Source organism: Fictibacillus arsenicus (assembly GCF_001642935.1).
GTDB lineage: Bacteria > Bacillota > Bacilli > Bacillales > Fictibacillaceae > Fictibacillus > Fictibacillus arsenicus_B.
On record NZ_CP016761.1, the window covers coordinates 1 to 17,543 of the forward strand.

General features: G+C 40.3%; 15 protein-coding genes, 1 tRNA gene, 1 rRNA gene, 1 other RNA gene, 1 riboswitch and 1 other annotated feature. Of the genes, 14 read left to right on the forward strand and 4 right to left on the reverse strand.

The window, feature by feature from the left end; all coding sequences use genetic code 11:
* The first annotated feature begins 164 nt into the window (after positions 1 to 164).
* A 5S ribosomal RNA gene (gene rrf / locus ABE41_RS00010) occupies positions 165 to 280 on the forward strand.
* Positions 281 to 1,161: 881 nt separating this feature from the next.
* Here rrf and ABE41_RS00020 read toward each other — a convergent pair.
* Complete coding sequence (locus ABE41_RS00020; protein ID WP_066294456.1) at positions 1,162 to 2,130, reverse strand: YaaC family protein; 969 nt, start codon at positions 2,128 to 2,130, stop codon at positions 1,162 to 1,164.
* A gap of 140 nt (positions 2,131 to 2,270) precedes the next feature.
* Here ABE41_RS00020 and guaB point away from each other — a divergent pair, with 140 nt between their 5' ends.
* From guaB to ABE41_RS00065, 9 genes are all read left to right on the forward strand, one after another.
* The gene (gene guaB / locus ABE41_RS00025; protein WP_066285333.1) at positions 2,271 to 3,728 is read left to right on the forward strand and encodes an IMP dehydrogenase; all 1,458 of its coding nucleotides are present in this window, start codon (positions 2,271 to 2,273) and stop codon (positions 3,726 to 3,728) included.
* Between the two features lie 79 nt (positions 3,729 to 3,807).
* Positions 3,808 to 5,166, forward strand: coding sequence for a D-alanyl-D-alanine carboxypeptidase family protein (locus ABE41_RS00030; protein WP_066285336.1), 1,359 nt, complete (start codon positions 3,808 to 3,810; stop codon positions 5,164 to 5,166).
* A 168-nt stretch (positions 5,167 to 5,334) separates the two neighbouring features.
* On the forward strand, positions 5,335 to 6,219 hold the full coding sequence (pdxS, locus tag ABE41_RS00035) for a pyridoxal 5'-phosphate synthase lyase subunit PdxS (RefSeq protein ID WP_066285337.1): 885 nt from the start codon (positions 5,335 to 5,337) through the stop codon (positions 6,217 to 6,219).
* Between the two features lie 4 nt (positions 6,220 to 6,223).
* Positions 6,224 to 6,808 carry a pyridoxal 5'-phosphate synthase glutaminase subunit PdxT gene (pdxT, locus tag ABE41_RS00040; protein ID WP_066285339.1) on the forward strand — a complete coding sequence of 195 codons (585 nt, stop codon included), beginning with the start codon at positions 6,224 to 6,226 and terminating at the stop codon, positions 6,806 to 6,808.
* Between the two features lie 37 nt (positions 6,809 to 6,845).
* Positions 6,846 to 7,063: a binding site (T-box leader), on the forward strand.
* 71 nt (positions 7,064 to 7,134) lie between these two features.
* The gene (serS, locus tag ABE41_RS00045; RefSeq protein ID WP_066285341.1) at positions 7,135 to 8,409 is read left to right on the forward strand and encodes a serine--tRNA ligase; all 1,275 of its coding nucleotides are present in this window, start codon (positions 7,135 to 7,137) and stop codon (positions 8,407 to 8,409) included.
* 229 nt (positions 8,410 to 8,638) lie between these two features.
* Positions 8,639 to 8,731, forward strand: a tRNA-Ser gene (locus ABE41_RS00050).
* 477 nt (positions 8,732 to 9,208) lie between these two features.
* Positions 9,209 to 9,316: riboswitch (SAM riboswitch) on the forward strand.
* A 67-nt stretch (positions 9,317 to 9,383) separates the two neighbouring features.
* Complete coding sequence (locus ABE41_RS00055; protein ID WP_066285342.1) at positions 9,384 to 10,397, forward strand: methionine ABC transporter ATP-binding protein; 1,014 nt, start codon at positions 9,384 to 9,386, stop codon at positions 10,395 to 10,397.
* Complete coding sequence (locus ABE41_RS00060; RefSeq protein ID WP_066285344.1) at positions 10,390 to 11,052, forward strand: methionine ABC transporter permease; 663 nt, start codon at positions 10,390 to 10,392, stop codon at positions 11,050 to 11,052. Before ABE41_RS00055 ends, ABE41_RS00060 begins: the two co-directional genes overlap by 8 nt.
* 15 nt (positions 11,053 to 11,067) lie before the next feature.
* On the forward strand, positions 11,068 to 11,883 hold the full coding sequence (locus ABE41_RS00065; protein ID WP_066285346.1) for a MetQ/NlpA family ABC transporter substrate-binding protein: 816 nt from the start codon (positions 11,068 to 11,070) through the stop codon (positions 11,881 to 11,883).
* Positions 11,884 to 12,126: 243 nt separating this feature from the next.
* Here ABE41_RS00065 and ABE41_RS00070 read toward each other — a convergent pair whose 3' ends face one another.
* The 3 genes from ABE41_RS00070 to ABE41_RS00080 form a co-directional block, all read right to left on the reverse strand.
* Complete coding sequence (locus ABE41_RS00070; RefSeq protein ID WP_066285348.1) at positions 12,127 to 12,795, reverse strand: deoxynucleoside kinase; 669 nt, start codon at positions 12,793 to 12,795, stop codon at positions 12,127 to 12,129.
* The gene (locus ABE41_RS00075; protein ID WP_066285349.1) at positions 12,792 to 13,433 is read right to left on the reverse strand and encodes a deoxynucleoside kinase; all 642 of its coding nucleotides are present in this window, start codon (positions 13,431 to 13,433) and stop codon (positions 12,792 to 12,794) included. The genes ABE41_RS00070 and ABE41_RS00075 overlap by 4 nt, the downstream gene beginning before the upstream one ends.
* A gap of 117 nt (positions 13,434 to 13,550) precedes the next feature.
* Complete coding sequence (locus tag ABE41_RS00080) at positions 13,551 to 14,153, reverse strand: cysteine hydrolase family protein (protein WP_066285351.1); 603 nt, start codon at positions 14,151 to 14,153, stop codon at positions 13,551 to 13,553.
* Positions 14,154 to 14,544: 391 nt separating this feature from the next.
* On the opposite strand from ABE41_RS00080, the gene tadA reads away from it, so the two are divergent.
* The 4 genes from tadA to ABE41_RS00100 all read left to right on the forward strand — a co-directional run bounded on the left by tadA (position 14,545) and on the right by ABE41_RS00100 (position 17,539).
* On the forward strand, positions 14,545 to 15,045 hold the full coding sequence (gene tadA / locus ABE41_RS00085) for a tRNA adenosine(34) deaminase TadA (protein ID WP_066285353.1): 501 nt from the start codon (positions 14,545 to 14,547) through the stop codon (positions 15,043 to 15,045).
* 86 nt (positions 15,046 to 15,131) lie between these two features.
* Positions 15,132 to 15,395: signal recognition particle sRNA large type (gene ffs / locus ABE41_RS00090), an RNA gene on the forward strand.
* A 105-nt stretch (positions 15,396 to 15,500) separates the two neighbouring features.
* Complete coding sequence (gene dnaX / locus ABE41_RS00095; RefSeq protein WP_066285354.1) at positions 15,501 to 17,210, forward strand: DNA polymerase III subunit gamma/tau; 1,710 nt, start codon at positions 15,501 to 15,503, stop codon at positions 17,208 to 17,210.
* 14 nt (positions 17,211 to 17,224) lie between these two features.
* A complete protein-coding gene (locus ABE41_RS00100) occupies positions 17,225 to 17,539 on the forward strand; it encodes a YbaB/EbfC family nucleoid-associated protein (protein WP_066285355.1) in 315 nt (104 codons plus the stop codon).
* Positions 17,540 to 17,543: the final 4 nt, after the last annotated feature.

The following is a 17,543-nucleotide window of genomic DNA, read 5'->3' on the forward strand; positions in this document are numbered from 1 at the left end:
GAGGTTGATAGGTCTGGTGTGGAAGCGTGGCGACACGTGGAGCTGACAGATACTAATCGGTCGAGGGCTTATCCTTAAACATGAAACGTTTGGAAACGTCGTATCTAGTTTTGAGAGAACAACCTCTCAAACTTAATAAAATCATGGTTAACGTCATGGTTAGGTCTAGTGATGATGGCGAAGAGGTCACACCCGTTCCCATACCGAACACGGAAGTTAAGCTCTTCAGCGCCGATGGTAGTTGGGGGTCTCCCCCTGTTAGAGTAGGACGTCGCTAGGCAATGAGGAAGATGGATGAAGATCCATCTTCTTTTTTTGTGTTAAAAAGAAAGAATCAAAGGGATTTTGAAGCAATGAAGGGTGCTCTAGATGAAGGGTGCTCTAGCAGCATCATTTATATGAAAAATTCCATTTATGAGCCTTCCCCAGGATTTATGATCCTTCAAAATTTTTTATGGTCCTTGAGCTAAATTTATGAGCCTTCGCACATTCCTAATTACCATTCACCATTGTTCTATCCAGCCCATTTGTCGAAAAGTCTATAAAAAAATTTACAACTTGAAAAGCAAAAATTACAGCTTATAAATTTAAATTACGGCCTATAAATCAAAATTACAGCTTAGAAAATAAAATTACAGCTTAAAATACATTTTCACCCCAAAAATCCCACTAGCATCAACCCTTAACATATACCATCCAACATACTAATCACATACTCTCGATTCAATCCTTACTAAAAAAGTTATATTTCCTTGATGGTATATAAATGGTAAAATAATACAATGTAATTAAAGTTTTAAAAGAGGAGAATTAACGTGGAAATTATAATCATTATACTTTTTATTATTTTTTCTATTTTGTATTTCCTTTCAATGCGATCTATGTCGATTTTAGAAAAAGAACGAAGGGTAGATAAAGAAAAAAATCTTACTCCGTGCCTATAGAAATTGTTATCATGCTGTTTTATGGATATTTATAATAACGATTACAGCAGATGCATTTTTTCAAGTAGATCCGAATTATCATTTATTATTTTATTTAACCTTCGTATCCGTGATGTTCATTTCTAATTTCACTGTATTATTCATCACACAAAAATTTAAGTCTTCCCAAAAGACCAACCAGGCATAATCTGCACTGGCTGGTTTCTTCTTTTTATAATTAAGGTATATCCATGGTATGGAGTAATTGGCCAAAGAGATAGGGAATTTTCATAGCTGTTATGTTTAGGAATTGATTAATAAAAGGCAGCTCTTGTGAAGTATATGTGTGGAACAGTTCACTCCACCATTCTGTATCGTAACGGCTAATCATACTTAAGTTATAGAGAAGAACATAATGAACCATCAATTCATTGAGAACGGGCATCTGCAACAAATCACGATCAATAGGAAAGTAATATGTATCTTCAGCAAAGTGATAATTGAGTGGAAAACAATTGAATGGATGCAGCTGTTCTTTTATTAAAATTCGATAATTATTTGCATCAATCAATTCTATTTTCATATTTGAGGAGAACATACCATTCATGTATTCCTCAAACCGATCAGCCGACATATGCAGTAAGTCAGCAGCTTCAGCCGATAATGAAAAGATATCGTTGGATTCTTTTTTCAATTTAATCTGATAAAATCCACCTGTCATTTGTTTGTACAAAGGCACTAGTTCAGGCAGAGTTTTAAGCAGAGGATTCATCATGAACTTCTCGCCTTCGATGTGTTTCATGTGAAACATTTTTTCGCAAAAGTGATTGAACAGACCTGTTTTTTGTACTTTCACCTCATCATTAAAAAATTCATAGCTCCTTTTTTTCCTCTTTCTCGTAGATAATCCATGAGCCAATACGGAACTCGAATCCGGATATTCAGGATCCTTGCATAATATACAAGCCTTCATCAATTGAGTCATTCCGTAAAATAGAAGCACAGGCTTAAGTTCTGCAGGAGCTTGATCTGCTAGCGTGTAGTATTTTTTTCCGTGTTCAATATAGTAAATAAATCCATAAGTATTATCAAAGCTCTTTCCGTTGCTATCCTGCAAATTTAATTTTTCATATTGTTTTGCTAGAAATTGCTGCGTTTTTTGAGAGGAAAAGAACATATCAAACAAAGACCATACATCTTGCCTCATTACCACGGGTTATTTTCCTCCTGTAATTTAAATTATTTGAAAAATCGAACATATCTTGTATTCCTTGACACTAGTTTACCCAGTTGATAATCTACAAATAATATTTTTCTGGATTAAAAATTTGAAGGGGTGGGTTCGGCATGTGGCAAGATAAATTTGCTAAAGAAGGATTAACGTTTGATGATGTGTTATTAATTCCTGCAAAATCTTCAGTTCTTCCTAATGAGGTTTCCATTAAAACAAGGTTATCTGATTCTGTGCAATTAAATATTCCGATTATAAGTGCAGGAATGGATACTGTTACTGAATCAAACATGGCGATTGCAATGGCACGTCAAGGCGGCCTTGGGATTATTCATAAGAATATGTCGATTGAAGAACAGGCTGAACAAGTCGACCGTGTAAAACGTTCTGAGAGTGGTGTAATCACAAATCCATTCTATTTAACGCCAGAACACCAAGTTTTTGATGCGGAGCACTTAATGGGTAAATATCGTATTAGCGGTGTACCGATTGTAGATGCTGATAAAAAGCTGGTAGGTATACTTACAAACCGTGACTTACGTTTCGTTCAGGATTATTCCATTAAGATCTCAGATGTAATGACGAAGGAGAACTTAGTAACAGCTCCTGTAGGTACTACTTTAAAAGAAGCAGAGAAAACTCTTCAGCAATATAAAATTGAAAAACTTCCTCTAGTTGATGAAGATGGTACGCTTCAAGGTTTGATCACAATCAAGGATATTGAGAAAGTTATCGAATTCCCTAACTCTGCAAAAGATTCTCAAGGACGTCTCTTGGTAGGTGCTGCAGTCGGAGTTACAAAAGATGCACTGCTGCGTGTTGAGAAGCTGGTTGAAGCGGGTGTGGATGCGATCGTTATTGATACAGCACACGGGCATTCAGAAGGTGTTTTGCAAAAAGTAAATGAAGTAAGAGCTGCTTATCCGGATTTAACGATCATAGCAGGAAACGTAGCAACTGCAGAAGCAACACGTGACCTTATTGAAGCAGGAGCAAGCGTTGTAAAAGTAGGAATCGGTCCTGGTTCCATCTGTACGACTCGTGTTGTTGCAGGTGTAGGTGTTCCGCAAGTTACAGCTGTTTACGATTGTGCTACTGAAGCGAAAAAATACGGTGTACCGATCATAGCGGACGGGGGCATCAAATATTCAGGGGATATCGTTAAAGCTTTAGCTGCAGGCGGACATGCAGTAATGCTTGGAAGCATGCTTGCTGGAGTATCAGAGAGTCCAGGAGAGCGTGAAATCTTCCAAGGGCGCCAGTTTAAGGTTTATCGCGGAATGGGTTCTGTTGGCGCGATGGAACGCGGCAGCAGTGATCGATATTTCCAGGAAAATAATAAAAAGCTTGTTCCAGAAGGAATCGAGGGACGCGTGCCGTACAAAGGCCCTCTTGCAGATACCGTCTATCAGCTAATTGGAGGTATTCGTTCAGGAATGGGGTATTGCGGAACAGCTACGATCGATGAACTTCAAAACGACTCCCGTTTTGTTAAAATTACAGGGGCTGGACTTCGCGAGAGTCATCCGCATCAAGTACAAATTACTAAAGAAGCACCAAATTATTCGGTCTAAAGGCACATTTTTAGGACAGAGGGCTAACCTCTGTCTATTTTTTTGAAAAGGTGTATGTTACAATAATTTTTGTGTGTAAATGGGTTTGGAGGTGCAGTTTTTGAACAGCAAGATAAAGCAACTTTTAGTGTTAACATTGATTTTTTCGTTTTTTGCAACGAGTTTATTAGGATTTTCTAATTCAGCAAGTGCAGCACCGTCTTTAGATGTGAAAGCTGAGGCTGCTATATTGGTAGATGGTGATACAGGGAAAATATTATATCAGAAAAACGTTGATATGATGCTTCCTCCAGCAAGTATGACCAAAATGATGACCGAATACTTATTGTTAGAATCAATTAAGAAAAATAAAATTTCATGGGATCAAAAAACGCGTATCACTGAACACGCACATAAGATCTCACAAAATCGAGGACTGTCTAACGTACCATTAAGAGTAGACGAGCAATACACAGTTCGTGAATTATATGAAGCAATGGCTATTTACTCTGCTAACGGAGCAACGATTGCGTTAGCAGAATTAATTTCTGGTTCTGAAGCTGAATTCGTTAAAAAAATGAATGCTAAAGCAAAAGAATTAGGCTTAAAAGATTATCATTTTGTAAACTCCACTGGTTTGAACAACAAAGATTTAATGGGTCAGCACGCAGCTGGAGATGCAAATGAAGAGAATATGATGAGTGCCCGTTCAACGGCAATTCTTGCTTTCCGTCTGATCAATGATTATCCGGAAGTCCTTGAAACAGCAAGTATCCCTGTAAAAAATTTCCGTGACGGCACGGACGATGAAATTGAGATGGATAACTGGAACTGGATGCTTCCTGAACTTGTTTATGGATATGAAGGTGTAGACGGTTTGAAAACAGGATCTACGGATCTTGCTGGTTTTGCATTTACAGGTACGATTAAAAAAGGTGATACACGTCTTTTATCAGTTGTTATGAAAACCAACAGCTATAAAGCACGTTTTGATGAAACGAAAAAACTATTCGACTACGGGTTTGATAACTTCGAAAAAGCAGAGATTTTACCTGGTAATTATCAGATGAAAGATCAAAAAACTCTTCCTGTCGTAAAAGGGAAAGAGAAAGAAGTTAAAGTTTCAACGAAAGAGCCACTTTCTCTTGTTATTAAACGAGGAGAAAAAGAGAACTACAAACCTAAATTTGTAGTTGATAAGAAAAAAATCAATAAAGACGGTGAATTAACTGCCCCTGTTAAAAAGGGAGATGTTGTTGGCCACCTCAAAATCGAGTACAAAGGTAAAGGCGAAGATTACGGTTACCTGCTTGATGGAGATACAAAAGGAAAGACAGAAGTTGCAGCAGCAAAATCTGTTGAAAAAGCAAACTGGTTAGTTCTTGCGTTAAGAGGTGTAGGAAGCTTCTTTGGCGGAATCTGGTCCGGAACTGTGGACATGATTAAAGGTTTGTTTTAATTTCATAATATTTACAAGCTCTTCAGTGAATACTGAGGAGCTTTTTTTCTGAAAATAGAGAGTCTTGCGCTTTTCATGAATTACGATAAAATAGATGAGGATACTAGTTTTATTTTAAAAGAACCGAGTAGATCGGTTCTACCACATATAATCAGGGGGTAGTGTAGCATGTTGAAAACAGGTACTGAACGTGTAAAAAGAGGAATGGCAGAAATGCAAAAAGGCGGCGTCATTATGGACGTTATAAACGCTGAGCAAGCACGTATTGCTGAAGAAGCTGGTGCAGTAGCAGTAATGGCATTAGAACGTGTTCCTTCAGATATTCGTGCAGCAGGCGGGGTAGCCCGAATGGCTGATCCAACAATCGTAGAAGAAGTTTTAAATGCTGTATCTATTCCTGTGATGGCAAAGGCGCGTATCGGACATATCGTTGAAGCACGCGTGCTTGAAGCTATGGGTGTTGACTATATCGACGAGAGTGAAGTGTTAACACCTGCAGATGAAGTTTTCCACTTGTTAAAGAGTGACTACACTGTACCTTTCGTATGCGGTGCACGTGACCTTGGAGAAGCATCACGCCGTATTGGTGAAGGTGCATCAATGCTTCGTACAAAAGGTGAGCCTGGAACAGGAAACATCGTTGAAGCAGTTCGTCACATGAGAATGATTCAAGGACAAATCCGCAAAGTTGTAGCTATGAGCGAGGACGAGCTTATGACTGAAGCAAAGAACTTAGGTGCTCCATTTGAAGTTCTACTTCAGATCAAAAAAGCAGGCAAGCTTCCTGTAGTTAACTTTGCAGCGGGCGGTATCGCTACACCAGCAGATGCAGCACTTATGATGCAGCTTGGTGCAGACGGTGTATTCGTAGGATCTGGAATCTTCAAATCTGAGAATCCAGAAAAATTTGCTCGCGCGATCGTTGAAGCAACTACTCATTATCAAGATTACAAATTAATCGCTGAACTTTCTAAAGGTCTGGGCACTCCTATGAAAGGTATTGAAATTTCTACACTGGCTCAAGGTGAGCGCATGCAGGAGCGAGGCTGGTAATTACATGCTGAAAATCGGAATACTTGCTTTACAAGGAGCAGTACAGGAGCATGTTAAAGCGATAGAAGCTTCTGGAGCTCAAGCTATAGCAGTTAAACGTGTAGAAGAGCTTGAGGATCTTGATGGCTTGGTTATGCCAGGCGGCGAAAGTACAGCGATGAGACGATTGATCGATAAATATCTATTCCTTGAACCGTTAAAGGAATTTGCCAAAAATAAACCTATTTTTGGTACTTGTGCAGGATTAATTTTAATGGCAAAAAGAATTCAGGGTCAGGACACAGCTCATCTGGAGCTGATCGACATGACAGTTGAACGCAACGCGTTTGGCCGCCAAGTAGACAGCTTTGAAGCTGATCTTATGATTCACGGAGTCGGTGAAGATTTTACAGGCGTATTCATCCGAGCACCGTTCATCGTAGAAGTAGGTCCTGAAGTTGAAATTCTTTCAAAGCATAACGACCGAATCGTTGCAGCTAAACAAGGTCATTTCTTATGTGCAGCTTTCCATCCGGAATTGACGGACGACTACCGTTTACATCAGTATTTTGTAAAAATGGTGCAATCCAACAAAGAAGTAGTTGCATAAAATAGAAAAATACTGTACATTACTATAAAATCATCATAAAAAATCAATGACAGGAACTAGTAGCAAAAATGACTTTGTATAGAGAGTCGGTGGCTGGTGAAAACCGATCAAAGCGTTTTGTGAATCCATCCTCGAGTGAAGAGCCGAAGGTAAGTAAGCTTTTCCGGTGAAGAACCGTTACATTTAAACGAGCCGGCAATAGGAATAATTCTATTGCAATCAGGGTGGCAACGCGGGTTAACTCTCGTCCCTGTTTCTAATGTGATCATTAGGAGCAGGGGCGGGAGTTTTTTGATTTTTTATAACGAATAAAGGAGGAAATAAGTATGTTGGATTTAAAATTTGTCCGTGCTAATTTTGAAGAAGTGAAACAAAAACTTTCTGCTAGAGGGGAAGACCTTTCTGGTTTGGATCAGTTTGAAGCACTTGATCAGCGCCGCCGTGAGTTAATCGGTGAAACGGAGACTTTAAAGTCTAAGCGTAATGAGGTATCTAAACAGGTAGCAGAATTTAAGCGTGAGAAAAAAGAAGCTGACCATCTTATTACTGAGATGCGTGAAGTAGGAGATAAAATTAAGACGATTGATGATGAACTTCGTCAAGTAGAAGAAGATCTTCACGGAATTATGCTGACGCTGCCTAACATACCTCATGAGAGTGTCCCTGTTGGAGAAACAGAAGATGATAACGTACCCGTTCGACACTGGGGTGATGTGCCAGAGTTTTCTTTTGATGCAAAAGCACACTGGGATATCGCAACTGACTTGAACATTGTTGATTTTGAACGAGGAGCAAAGGTTACAGGAAGCCGATTTGCTTTTTATAAAGGTCTTGGGGCACGTTTAGAGCGTGCACTGATCAACTTCATGATGGACCTTCATGAAGACGAACACGGGTATACAGAGGTTCTGCCTCCATACATGGTTAATCGTCAAAGCATGACAGGAACTGGACAGCTTCCTAAGTTTGAAGAAGACGCATTTAAGATTCGTGAAGAGGATTATTTCTTAATTCCAACATCAGAAGTACCTGTAACAAATATGCACCGTGAAGAAATTCTAACGGGTGAGGAGCTTCCAATTACGTATGCAGCATACAGCGCATGCTTCCGTTCTGAAGCGGGGTCTGCTGGACGTGACACACGAGGATTGATCCGTCAGCATCAGTTTAATAAAGTAGAGCTTGTACGCTTTGTTAAGCCGGAAGATTCTTACGATGAGCTTGAAAAGCTGACAGGCCATGCAGAAAAAGTACTGCAGCTTCTAAATCTTCCATACCGTGTACTAAGCATGTGTACGGCTGACCTTGGATTTACAGCTGCTAAAAAGTACGATATCGAAGTATACCTTCCAAGCTACGGTGAATACCGCGAGATCTCTTCTTGCTCTAACTTTGAAGATTTCCAAGCGCGCCGTGCTCAAATTCGTTTCCGCAGAGAAGCGAAAGGCAAGCCTGAGTTTGTTCATACATTAAACGGATCTGGTTTAGCAATCGGACGAACAGTAGCAGCAATTTTAGAGAACTATCAGCAAGAAGATGGAACGGTTATCATTCCAGAAGTACTTCGTCCATATATGGGCAATAAAGAGGTAATCAAGTAAACCAAATAGGGCTATCCAAAGTAAGTTTAACTTACTTTGGACAGCCCTAATTTTTATTTTACGGATGACTTTAACATTGGGTGAGACGCCTCGCAAAAATCTGTTGCCTGGTGCGGAAATCCACAACTTCTAATAGCGACAAAGTTTGCGAAAAAAGATTTTATTTTTTTATAAAATTACGTTGACACTATATTTACTCACATGTTATTATAGTTCTTGTCAGTCACACGGAGGTATACCCAAGTCCGGCTGAAGGGATCGGTCTTGAAAACCGACAGGGGTTTAACGACCCGCGGGGGTTCGAATCCCTCTACCTCCTCCATATACATATTTCAACCTCATCTGAGCTTATCAGGTGAGGTTTTTTGTTGTTTTTATTCATGGCTATTTTCTAAAGGATTGTTGCTTTTGGCTTTTTCTATTTTCATCATTTGCAAGTTGATTGGAGCTCAAGGTGCGTGCCTACCACCTGAGAAGCTTCTCGCTAGGTATGCGACGAGGAAGCCACATCGGTAGCATTTACTTGTAGACGCAGGAGCAAGGATACTTCCATGAAGCGGTCAGGTGGAGACTCCTAATGGCGCAAAGCGGCAGGATGCTCACCGCACGCCCCCTGGAAAGCGAGCAGCCTGGAGCGGAAAATCAACTACTTTCAATGGCAACTTAATTAACTATAAAATAATTTTTCCTTATCCTATAAGGAATGTAAGCGCTAACAATTTAAAGTATTAAAAAATATTATTGACAGAACTTTTCGACAGGTAGTAATATGTCAATTATAACTTAATCAAATAATCAACACTTATTAAGAGAGACTGAGGGATCAGGCCCAATGACGTCCGGCAACCTCCATTATGGAACGGTGCTACTTCCTGCAGAATGATTCATTCATTCTGGAAGATAAGTCGATGTATGTCTATTCGCCCTCTTCCATTGAATGAAGAGGGCTTTTTATATTGAAGGAGGACAGAAATATGATTGAAGTGCGTGATGTAACGAAAATATATTCCGCTAAAGGAAAAGACATTGTTGGAGTCAAGAATGTTTCACTCACGATAGAAAAGGGTGAGATATTCGGAATTGTCGGCTACAGCGGTGCTGGCAAAAGCTCTCTCCTCCGCTGCTTAAATTTACTAGAGAAGCCAACATCAGGCGAAATTTTAATCGACGGTGTCTCCATTACGAAATTATCTAAAAAAGAACTACGGGAAGAGCGGCTTAAAATAGGGATGATCTTTCAGCATTTTTATCTTATTAGTGCAAAAACCGTTTATGAAAATATCGCGTTTGCGTTAAAAGCTGCTGGAAAAAAGAAAGATGAAATTAATCATAAGACTCTTGAGCTCTTACAGATGGTAGGGTTAGAAAATCAAAAGGATCAGTATCCGGCTCAACTGAGCGGCGGTCAAAAGCAGCGGGTCGGAATTGCACGGGCACTAGCCAACGATCCGAAAGTTTTGCTTTGTGATGAAGCTACTTCAGCTCTTGATCCCAACACGACAAAAGCTATTCTTTTACTTCTGCAATCCATCAATAAAAAGCTTGGCATCACAATTGTCCTAATCACACATGAGATGGAAGTCGTAAAAGAGATTTGTCACCGGATGGCAGTGATGCAGGATGGAGAAATCATCGAGACGGGTGATGTTTATAATTTATTTGCACATCCGGAGAAAGAGTTAACGAAAACGTTTATAAGCAGTGTCATACAGATGAATCTTCCGGAACCGCTATTAAAAGGGCGTAAAGGAGTGGTGATTAAAATTCATTTTAAAGGCGCGATTGCAGAAGAAGCAGTCGTCTCTGAACTCTTCCAAAACTTTAAGGTAAAAGGAAATATTCTTCACGGAAAGATTGAATACATCCAGGAAACGCCGCTCGGGATTTTTATTATGGAACTGATAGGGGAAGAGGCAGAAGTTAAGCGTGCCATAGCTTACATTAAAGACCGAATCGAAAATTTAGAGGTGGTGAAACAAGTTGCTTGATTCTTTGTACAGCATCCTGCCAGATTTGAATAAAGCATTTTTTGAGACATTGTATATGGTCGCGATCTCTTTAGGTGTTTCTCTGATCGTCGGCCTTCCATTAGGAGTAGCCCTGTTTGTTACAGACAAAGGATTATTGTTTGAAAACGTCTGGATTAAACAAATTGCAGGTATTTTAGTTAATCTGATCCGATCAGTACCTTTTATCATTCTTCTCGTAGCTCTGCTGCCTTTAACTCAGCTGATTACGGGTACGACGATCGGTCCAACTGCAGCGTCAGTATCATTGTCTGTAGCCGCTATTCCATTCTTCGCACGTCTAGTCGAAACCTCATTAAGGGAGATCGATAAAGGTGTGATTGAAGCGGCGGTTGCCGTAGGAGCAACGCCATGGATGATCATCCGAGAAGTGCTGCTTCCTGAAGCGAAACCTGGAATCGTTCAAGCGATTACGGTCACAGCAATAAGTTTATTAGGCTACTCTGCAATGGCAGGTATTGTAGGTGGCGGAGGAATCGGTGACTTTGCGATTCGATTCGGCTATTACAGATACGACAACACAATAATGTTTACAACGGTTGTTCTGCTGATTGTCATTGTGCAGCTTATGCAGGTTATTGGTGACGGAGTAGCTCGAGCGGTAAATAAAAGATAAAAAAGGGGATTCAACATGAAAAAAATAATACTTACACTATTCACTGCAATTGCTGTACTGGTTTTAGCTGCTTGCTCTTCCACATCAGGGGCATCAAAAGATAAAGAAGTTACCCTTGGAGCAACTGCTGGTCCTTACACAGATATGGTAAACAAAGCGATAAAACCCTCTTTAGAGAAAAAAGGCTATAAAGTAAAGGTTGTTGAATTCAGCGATTATATCCAGCCAAACTTAGCGCTTTCTAAAGGTGACCTCGATGCAAACCTTTTTCAGCACAAAGTGTATATGGAAAATTTCGCAAAAGAAAAGAATCTTAAGCTTTCTGAAGTTGTAATTGTTCCTACTGCCCCAATGGGACTGTATTCTAATAAGTTTAAATCGATAGAAGAGATAAAAGAAGGAAGCACGCTTGCGATTCCTAATGATCCTGTGAACTTAGCACGTACGTTAATCATGCTTGAAGATGCTGAACTTATTACGATAAAAGAAAACATCAATCAGCTGACCGCGTCCGAAAAAGATATTAAAGACAATCCGAAAAACTTAAACTTTAAACCGTTAGAGGCAGCCCAGCTTCCGCGTGCCGTACAAAGTGCGGATGTTGCTGCGGTGCCAGGAAACTTTGCACTCGCTGCAAAAATGGATCTCCTGGACGCGCTTCAGCTTGAAAATATGCCTGATACGTATCGGAATCGTGTAGTTGTGAATACAAAAGATCTTGAATCGGCATTTGCAAAAGATATAAAAGAAGTAGTGGAATCCAAAGAATTTGAAGAAGTAATCGATAAAGAGTTCAAAGGCTTCGGCAAGCCTGAATGGATGAAAAAATAATTTTTCGTAGAAGTGGTTGATTTCCACTCCAGGGTATTCGCTTTCCGCGGGGCGTGCGCTGAGCCTCCTTGGTGCTATGCACCATTAGGAGTCTCACCTGTCCCGCTGATCCCGCAGGAGTCTCGCACCTTGCGCTCCAATCAACTTGTCACTGATGAACATTCAAACATCAATCCTTTAGAATAGAGCCAAAGATAAACAAAAGCCCCAGCTCAAATCATATTGAGCAAGGGGCTTTTTACCTTATAAACGAACTTCTCTTTTCGCTTCGATTTTTTGTGCAATTTTCCCTACGATATGATCGATCGATTCAGGGTTTTCTCGAAGGTCATAGTCGTTAATGTTTACACGGAGTACCGGACATGAGTTAAAAGATGCGATCCACTTTTCATAGCGGTCGTACATTTCTTCCCAATACGATACAGGCGTCTCCTGCTCCATCTTGCGTCCTCGCTTTTGAATACGAGCTAAAATGTCATCTAAAGAACCTTCCAGATAAATCAAACAATCCGGCTGAGGGAAGTAAGGTGTCATCACCATTGCTTCAAAAAGGTGGGTATATGTATCATAGTCTACCTCGGACATATTCCCTTTATCATAATGCATGCGGGCAAAAATGCCTGTATCTTCATAGATGGAACGATCCTGAACGAATCCACCGCCATAATCAAACATTCTTTTTTGTTCTTTAAATCGTTCAGCTAAAAAGAAAATTTGCAGATGGAAGCTCCATCGTTTGAAATCATGATAGAAATTTTCTAAGTATGGATTGTTGTCGACCTTTTCCATTGATGTGCGGAAATTTAATTTATTTGCAAGAGCGTTGGTCAATGTTGATTTACCTGCACCAACCATACCTGCTACTGTAATTACAGCATCATTTGGAATGCCGTATTGGATGAGCTTGTTCATTTTGCAACTTCTCCTTTTTTCAAAGTTGCATCTATTAAGGATAAGATTTTCTCTTTATCCGTTTCATACGCAACAAAATCTAACTCGTCTCCATTGAAAGTCAGCACCGGAATTTCAGGATGCTGTCTTTTAAAGGCGGACATGAATGTATCATAGTCAGCAGCAAGCTGTTCTAAGTATGCAGGCTCCATGTTTTGTTCAATAAACCGCCCGCGCTTTCTAACGCGTTCTAACAAAGTATCGAGGCTGGCATTTAAGTATATGATCATGTTCGGTACAGGCATATCTTCTGTTAAGATATCAAAGCACTGCATGTATTTATTGTAATGACGGTCTTTTAGCGTACGACCGGCAAAGATTCTGTTCTTAAAAATATGATAATCGGAAACGACAGGTATTTGTTTCGCTAAATATTGATCTTGAATATCTTCAAGCTGTTTATACCTGTTGCATAGAAAGAACATCTCGGTTTGAAAACTCCACTCATCGATATCGTCGTAAAATTTTCCGAGAAAAGGATTCTCTTCTACAATTTCCTCTAATAATTGAAATTCAAAGTGCTCAGCAATGGCTTTTGCCAATGATGTTTTCCCTACGCCAATCGGCCCTTCAACCGCGATAAAGGGGGTTGAACTCATCTTCCTTTTCCTCCCTTTCTGTTAACAAAACGAAAAATTACAGACAAAGAATATTGTAGCACACGTTTGGAAAAGGTGGATAGATTATCGGTAAAATTAATCGATAATCACAACTTCTTAATAGATTTTTCTTTGTTTGCTTTTATTAGCTTGCTCGATTATTGCAGTTAGATCTAATTCTTCACTAAGACTTATATCGGCATCAAGTGTTTTTTTCATTAATATTAACGCTCTTTCATTGTCTTCTTCTATATTAGATGCTGTACAATCAGATGGTGCATATATATCGAATCCGCGCATATAGGCGTCATTGGCTGTAAAGAGGACACAGATATTACCTGCAACTCCGCAAATAATCAGTGTTAGGACGTTAAGATCGTTTAATAAAGTGGATAAAGGCGTTGAAAAGAATCCAGAGTGCTTTGGTTTTATTACGAAATAGTCGTCATCGTCTGGCTGCAGCTTTTTTACGAACTCCCCGCCATCTTGTTGCATGCAGTACTCGACGAGTTTTTGTTTATCGGACTGCCATTGTCCGAAATTATCATTTACATAAATAACAGGTATCCCTTCTTTTTTTGCCCGTTTTTTTAGTTTTGATATTTTTTCTGCGATAGGAGCAGATGTTTTTAATAATAGAGGAGCTTCAGGAAAATTAAAGTCATTAATTACGTCAATAATAAGCATGGCGACAGGGATCTTGTTTTCATTCTGAGTCATAGATGTCCCTCTCCTTTATTTTTTATATATGTTCTTTTATAAAAGATTGTTGCTATAAATTAATTTCTTACTTTTCTTCATTGTTAAGTTGATTGGAGCGTAAGGTGCGAGACTCCTCGAAAATGAAAAGTCACATTTTCTTCGTGCGATGTTACGCTGTCGAAGCCTTCCTTGTCCTGCGGGACAAGCGGTCAGGTGAGACCCCGCAGGCGCATGTGCCGAGGAGGCTCACCGCCCGCCCCGCGGAAAGCGAGCATCCTGAAGCGGAAATCAACAACTTACAGAAGCAACAAAGATTGCGATAACAGTTTTATAAAATGATTCCTTTCTTTATTATTTACAAAACCTCTTGTATAATCTCTTAAAACTAAAACTTTGGAGCGGAACGAAAATGGAGATATTAGAAAAAGATGAGTATTTTATGGAACTTGCATTAAAAGAAGCGGAGAAAGCGGCTGAAATCGGTGAAGTCCCGATCGGTGCTGTATTAGTAAAAGGTGAAGAGATTATTTCAAGGGCTCACAATTTGCGCGAAGTCGAACAAAGAGCCATCGCCCATGCGGAATTATTAGCGATCGATAAAGCTTGTAAAGAAATTGGCGCCTGGAGACTCGAAGGGATGACGCTATATGTTACGCTGGAACCTTGTGCGATGTGTTCAGGTGCTATCGTTCTCTCGAGAGTGAACAGAGTCGTATACGGAGCAAAAGATCCAAAAGGGGGCTGTGCGGGTACATTGATGAACCTTTTACAAGAAGACCGCTTTAACCATCAATGTGAAGTAGTATCGGGTGTAAAAGAAGAAGCATGCCGAGAAATCCTTTCAACCTTTTTTAAAAACCTCCGAGATCGCAAAAGGAAAGAAAAGGAAGAGCGGAAGAGAGAGCTTTAAGGCTTGTACGGTTGATTTTTAATGACAGGCATAGTATACTAAATCTTGCACATTTGATTGTGCATCTAACAATGTTATACACTTTGTCGCGCTAGATGGGGAGGTAGCGGTGCCCTGTACTCGCAATCCGCTGTAGCGAGGTTGAATTCCTCTCCTCGGTTAGTTCAACGTATGGCCGACGGACGTAAGTGGTGTTGATGTCCGGGTCCTGCGCAACGGAGACCCATGAACCCTGTCAGGTCCGGAAGGAAGCAGCAGTAAGTGGATCACTTCGTGTGCCGTGGGGCAACCTGGACTGAGCTAACTGCGTCTGTACGCATAGGTTGACTATTCCAAAGAGAGGTGCGCGGCATTCTAATATATAAACAATAACTCATCCTTGTCTCAGGGGTGAGTTTTTTGTAATGTTTCAGTATAATAAAGAGAGAATGAAGTGATTTTAGGGAGGCAAAGGGATGAGTTATCAGGCACTCTACCGTGTATGGAGACCGCAAAGCTTTGAAGATGTGGTCGGGCAGGAACACATTACGAAAACGATTCAAAACGCCTTGATGCAGGACAAGCTTTCCCATGCCTACCTGTTTTCAGGACCACGAGGAACGGGAAAAACAAGCGCAGCCAAGATTATTGCTAAAGCCGTTAACTGCGAGCGTGCTCCAGTGTCCGAGCCTTGCAATGAATGTGATGCATGCAGAGGCATAACGAACGGAACCATTTCTGATGTACTTGAAATCGATGCAGCTTCAAACACAGGCGTTGATGATATTCGTGACATACGGGATAAGGTTAAGTTTGCTCCTTCATCGGTAACGTACAAAGTCTATATTATTGATGAAGTACATATGTTATCCACTGGGGCGTTTAATGCTTTATTAAAAACGCTGGAAGAACCGCCAAGTCATGTTATTTTTATTTTAGCAACGACAGAGCCGCATAAAATCCCAGCTACGATTGTTTCAAGGTGCCAGCGCTTTGATTTTAAGCGGATTTCATCTCAGTCTATTATCGGACGGATGAAAAAGGTCGTCGACGCAAACGGGACAGAAGTCGAAGAAGAAGCATTGCAATTACTGGCTCGTGCTGCTGAAGGCGGTATGCGTGACGCATTAAGTCTGTTAGACCAGGCAATCTCCTACAGCGATGAGAAGGTACGGGTAGAGGACGTTCTATCTGTAACAGGATCAGCTTCCCAAAAGCATCTTTCAGATATGGCAGAAGCATTTTTAGAAAAAGATGTCTCCAAAGCTCTCACGATTTCATCAGATCTTTTACAAGAAGGAAAGGATCCTGTCCGTTTCTTAGGAGATCTGATCTATTACTATAGAGACATGCTTCTGTATAAAGCGGCGCCTCAGCTTGAAGAGCTATTGGAGCGTGTTTCGACAGATGAGTCGTTTGAACATCTAGCCTCATCGACTGAAACAGAAAGTATCTATTCGATCATCAGTCAATTGAACCAGGCTCAGCAAGAGATGAAATGGACCAATCATCCTAAAATCTTTTTAGAAACTACGTTCATTAAAATATGTTATCAAAAACAAGCAGGTGGTTTGGCACAGGCGGAGTATCCTTCTGTTGAACCTCTTTTGCAAAGAATTGAACAGCTTGAGCAGGAACTATCTAAGATGAAGCAAGGCGGATGGGCTCAAAGCGGCTCTAGTTCTTCCGAGCAGGAAACACCTAAAGAAAAAAGGGTTATTCGAACACAAGGCGGAGCATCCCATGGTCAAGTAAAAGAGATGCTGAAAAAAGCAAAAAAACCAAACCTCGTGCAATTAAAAGGCATGTGGGACGAAATTTTAGATAAGATCCGCTCGGAAAAAGTAAGCGCCTATGCACTGCTGTCTGGAGCAGAACCAGTAGCATGTTCAGATCAATTATTCCTGCTATCATTTCAGCACGAAATTCACAGGCAGATGGCTTCACAAGATAACAACAGAAGCTATGTTGAAGGGGCAGTTTATAGTACAATAGGAAAGAACCTGTCCATGCTGTCCATTTTGGATCCGGAATGGCAGAAACTAAAAGCTGAATTCATTAAAGAGCAACAGCAAGGCCAGCCGTCTGCTGAAGAGCAGAAAACAAAAGATGATCCACTTATTACAGAAGCGATCAAATTGGTTGGCGATGATTTAATTGAGATAAAAGAAGAAGAGAACGAATAAGGAGGAGTTTTAAGATGAAAGGCAACATGAACAATATGATGAAACAAATGCAAAAAATGCAGCGTGATATGGCAAAGGCTCAAGAGGAGTTAAAAGATAAAGTAATCGAAGGTACTGCTGGCGGCGGAATGGTTACTGTTAAAGCTAACGGCCATAAAGAGATCGTTGATATTGTGATTAAAGAGGAAGTTGTAGACCCGGATGATATTGAAATGCTTCAAGACCTTGTGTTAGCGGCTACGAACGATGCACTTAAGAAAGTAGACGAAATGGTTTCACAAGACATGGGCAAATTCACTAAAGGGCTAAACATTCCTGGTTTATTCTAGGAGT

What these genes read in the sequence shown, in the direction of transcription:
- ABE41_RS00020 (WP_066294456.1), bottom strand. Translation starts at nt 2,130, where the DNA reads ATGAGGCAAGATGTATGGTCTTTGTTTGATATGTTCTTTTCCTCTCAA.
- guaB (WP_066285333.1), top strand. Translation starts at nt 2,271, where the DNA reads ATGTGGCAAGATAAATTTGCTAAAGAAGGATTAACGTTTGATGATGTG.
- ABE41_RS00030 (WP_066285336.1), top strand. Translation starts at nt 3,808, where the DNA reads ATGGGTTTGGAGGTGCAGTTTTTGAACAGCAAGATAAAGCAACTTTTA.
- pdxS (WP_066285337.1), top strand. Translation starts at nt 5,335, where the DNA reads ATGTTGAAAACAGGTACTGAACGTGTAAAAAGAGGAATGGCAGAAATG.
- pdxT (WP_066285339.1), top strand. Translation starts at nt 6,224, where the DNA reads ATGCTGAAAATCGGAATACTTGCTTTACAAGGAGCAGTACAGGAGCAT.
- serS (WP_066285341.1), top strand. Translation starts at nt 7,135, where the DNA reads ATGTTGGATTTAAAATTTGTCCGTGCTAATTTTGAAGAAGTGAAACAA.
- ABE41_RS00055 (WP_066285342.1), top strand. Translation starts at nt 9,384, where the DNA reads ATGATTGAAGTGCGTGATGTAACGAAAATATATTCCGCTAAAGGAAAA.
- ABE41_RS00065 (WP_066285346.1), top strand. Translation starts at nt 11,068, where the DNA reads ATGAAAAAAATAATACTTACACTATTCACTGCAATTGCTGTACTGGTT.
- ABE41_RS00070 (WP_066285348.1), bottom strand. Translation starts at nt 12,795, where the DNA reads ATGAACAAGCTCATCCAATACGGCATTCCAAATGATGCTGTAATTACA.
- ABE41_RS00075 (WP_066285349.1), bottom strand. Translation starts at nt 13,433, where the DNA reads ATGAGTTCAACCCCCTTTATCGCGGTTGAAGGGCCGATTGGCGTAGGG.
- ABE41_RS00080 (WP_066285351.1), bottom strand. Translation starts at nt 14,153, where the DNA reads ATGACTCAGAATGAAAACAAGATCCCTGTCGCCATGCTTATTATTGAC.
- tadA (WP_066285353.1), top strand. Translation starts at nt 14,545, where the DNA reads ATGGAGATATTAGAAAAAGATGAGTATTTTATGGAACTTGCATTAAAA.
- dnaX (WP_066285354.1), top strand. Translation starts at nt 15,501, where the DNA reads ATGAGTTATCAGGCACTCTACCGTGTATGGAGACCGCAAAGCTTTGAA.
- ABE41_RS00100 (WP_066285355.1), top strand. Translation starts at nt 17,225, where the DNA reads ATGAAAGGCAACATGAACAATATGATGAAACAAATGCAAAAAATGCAG.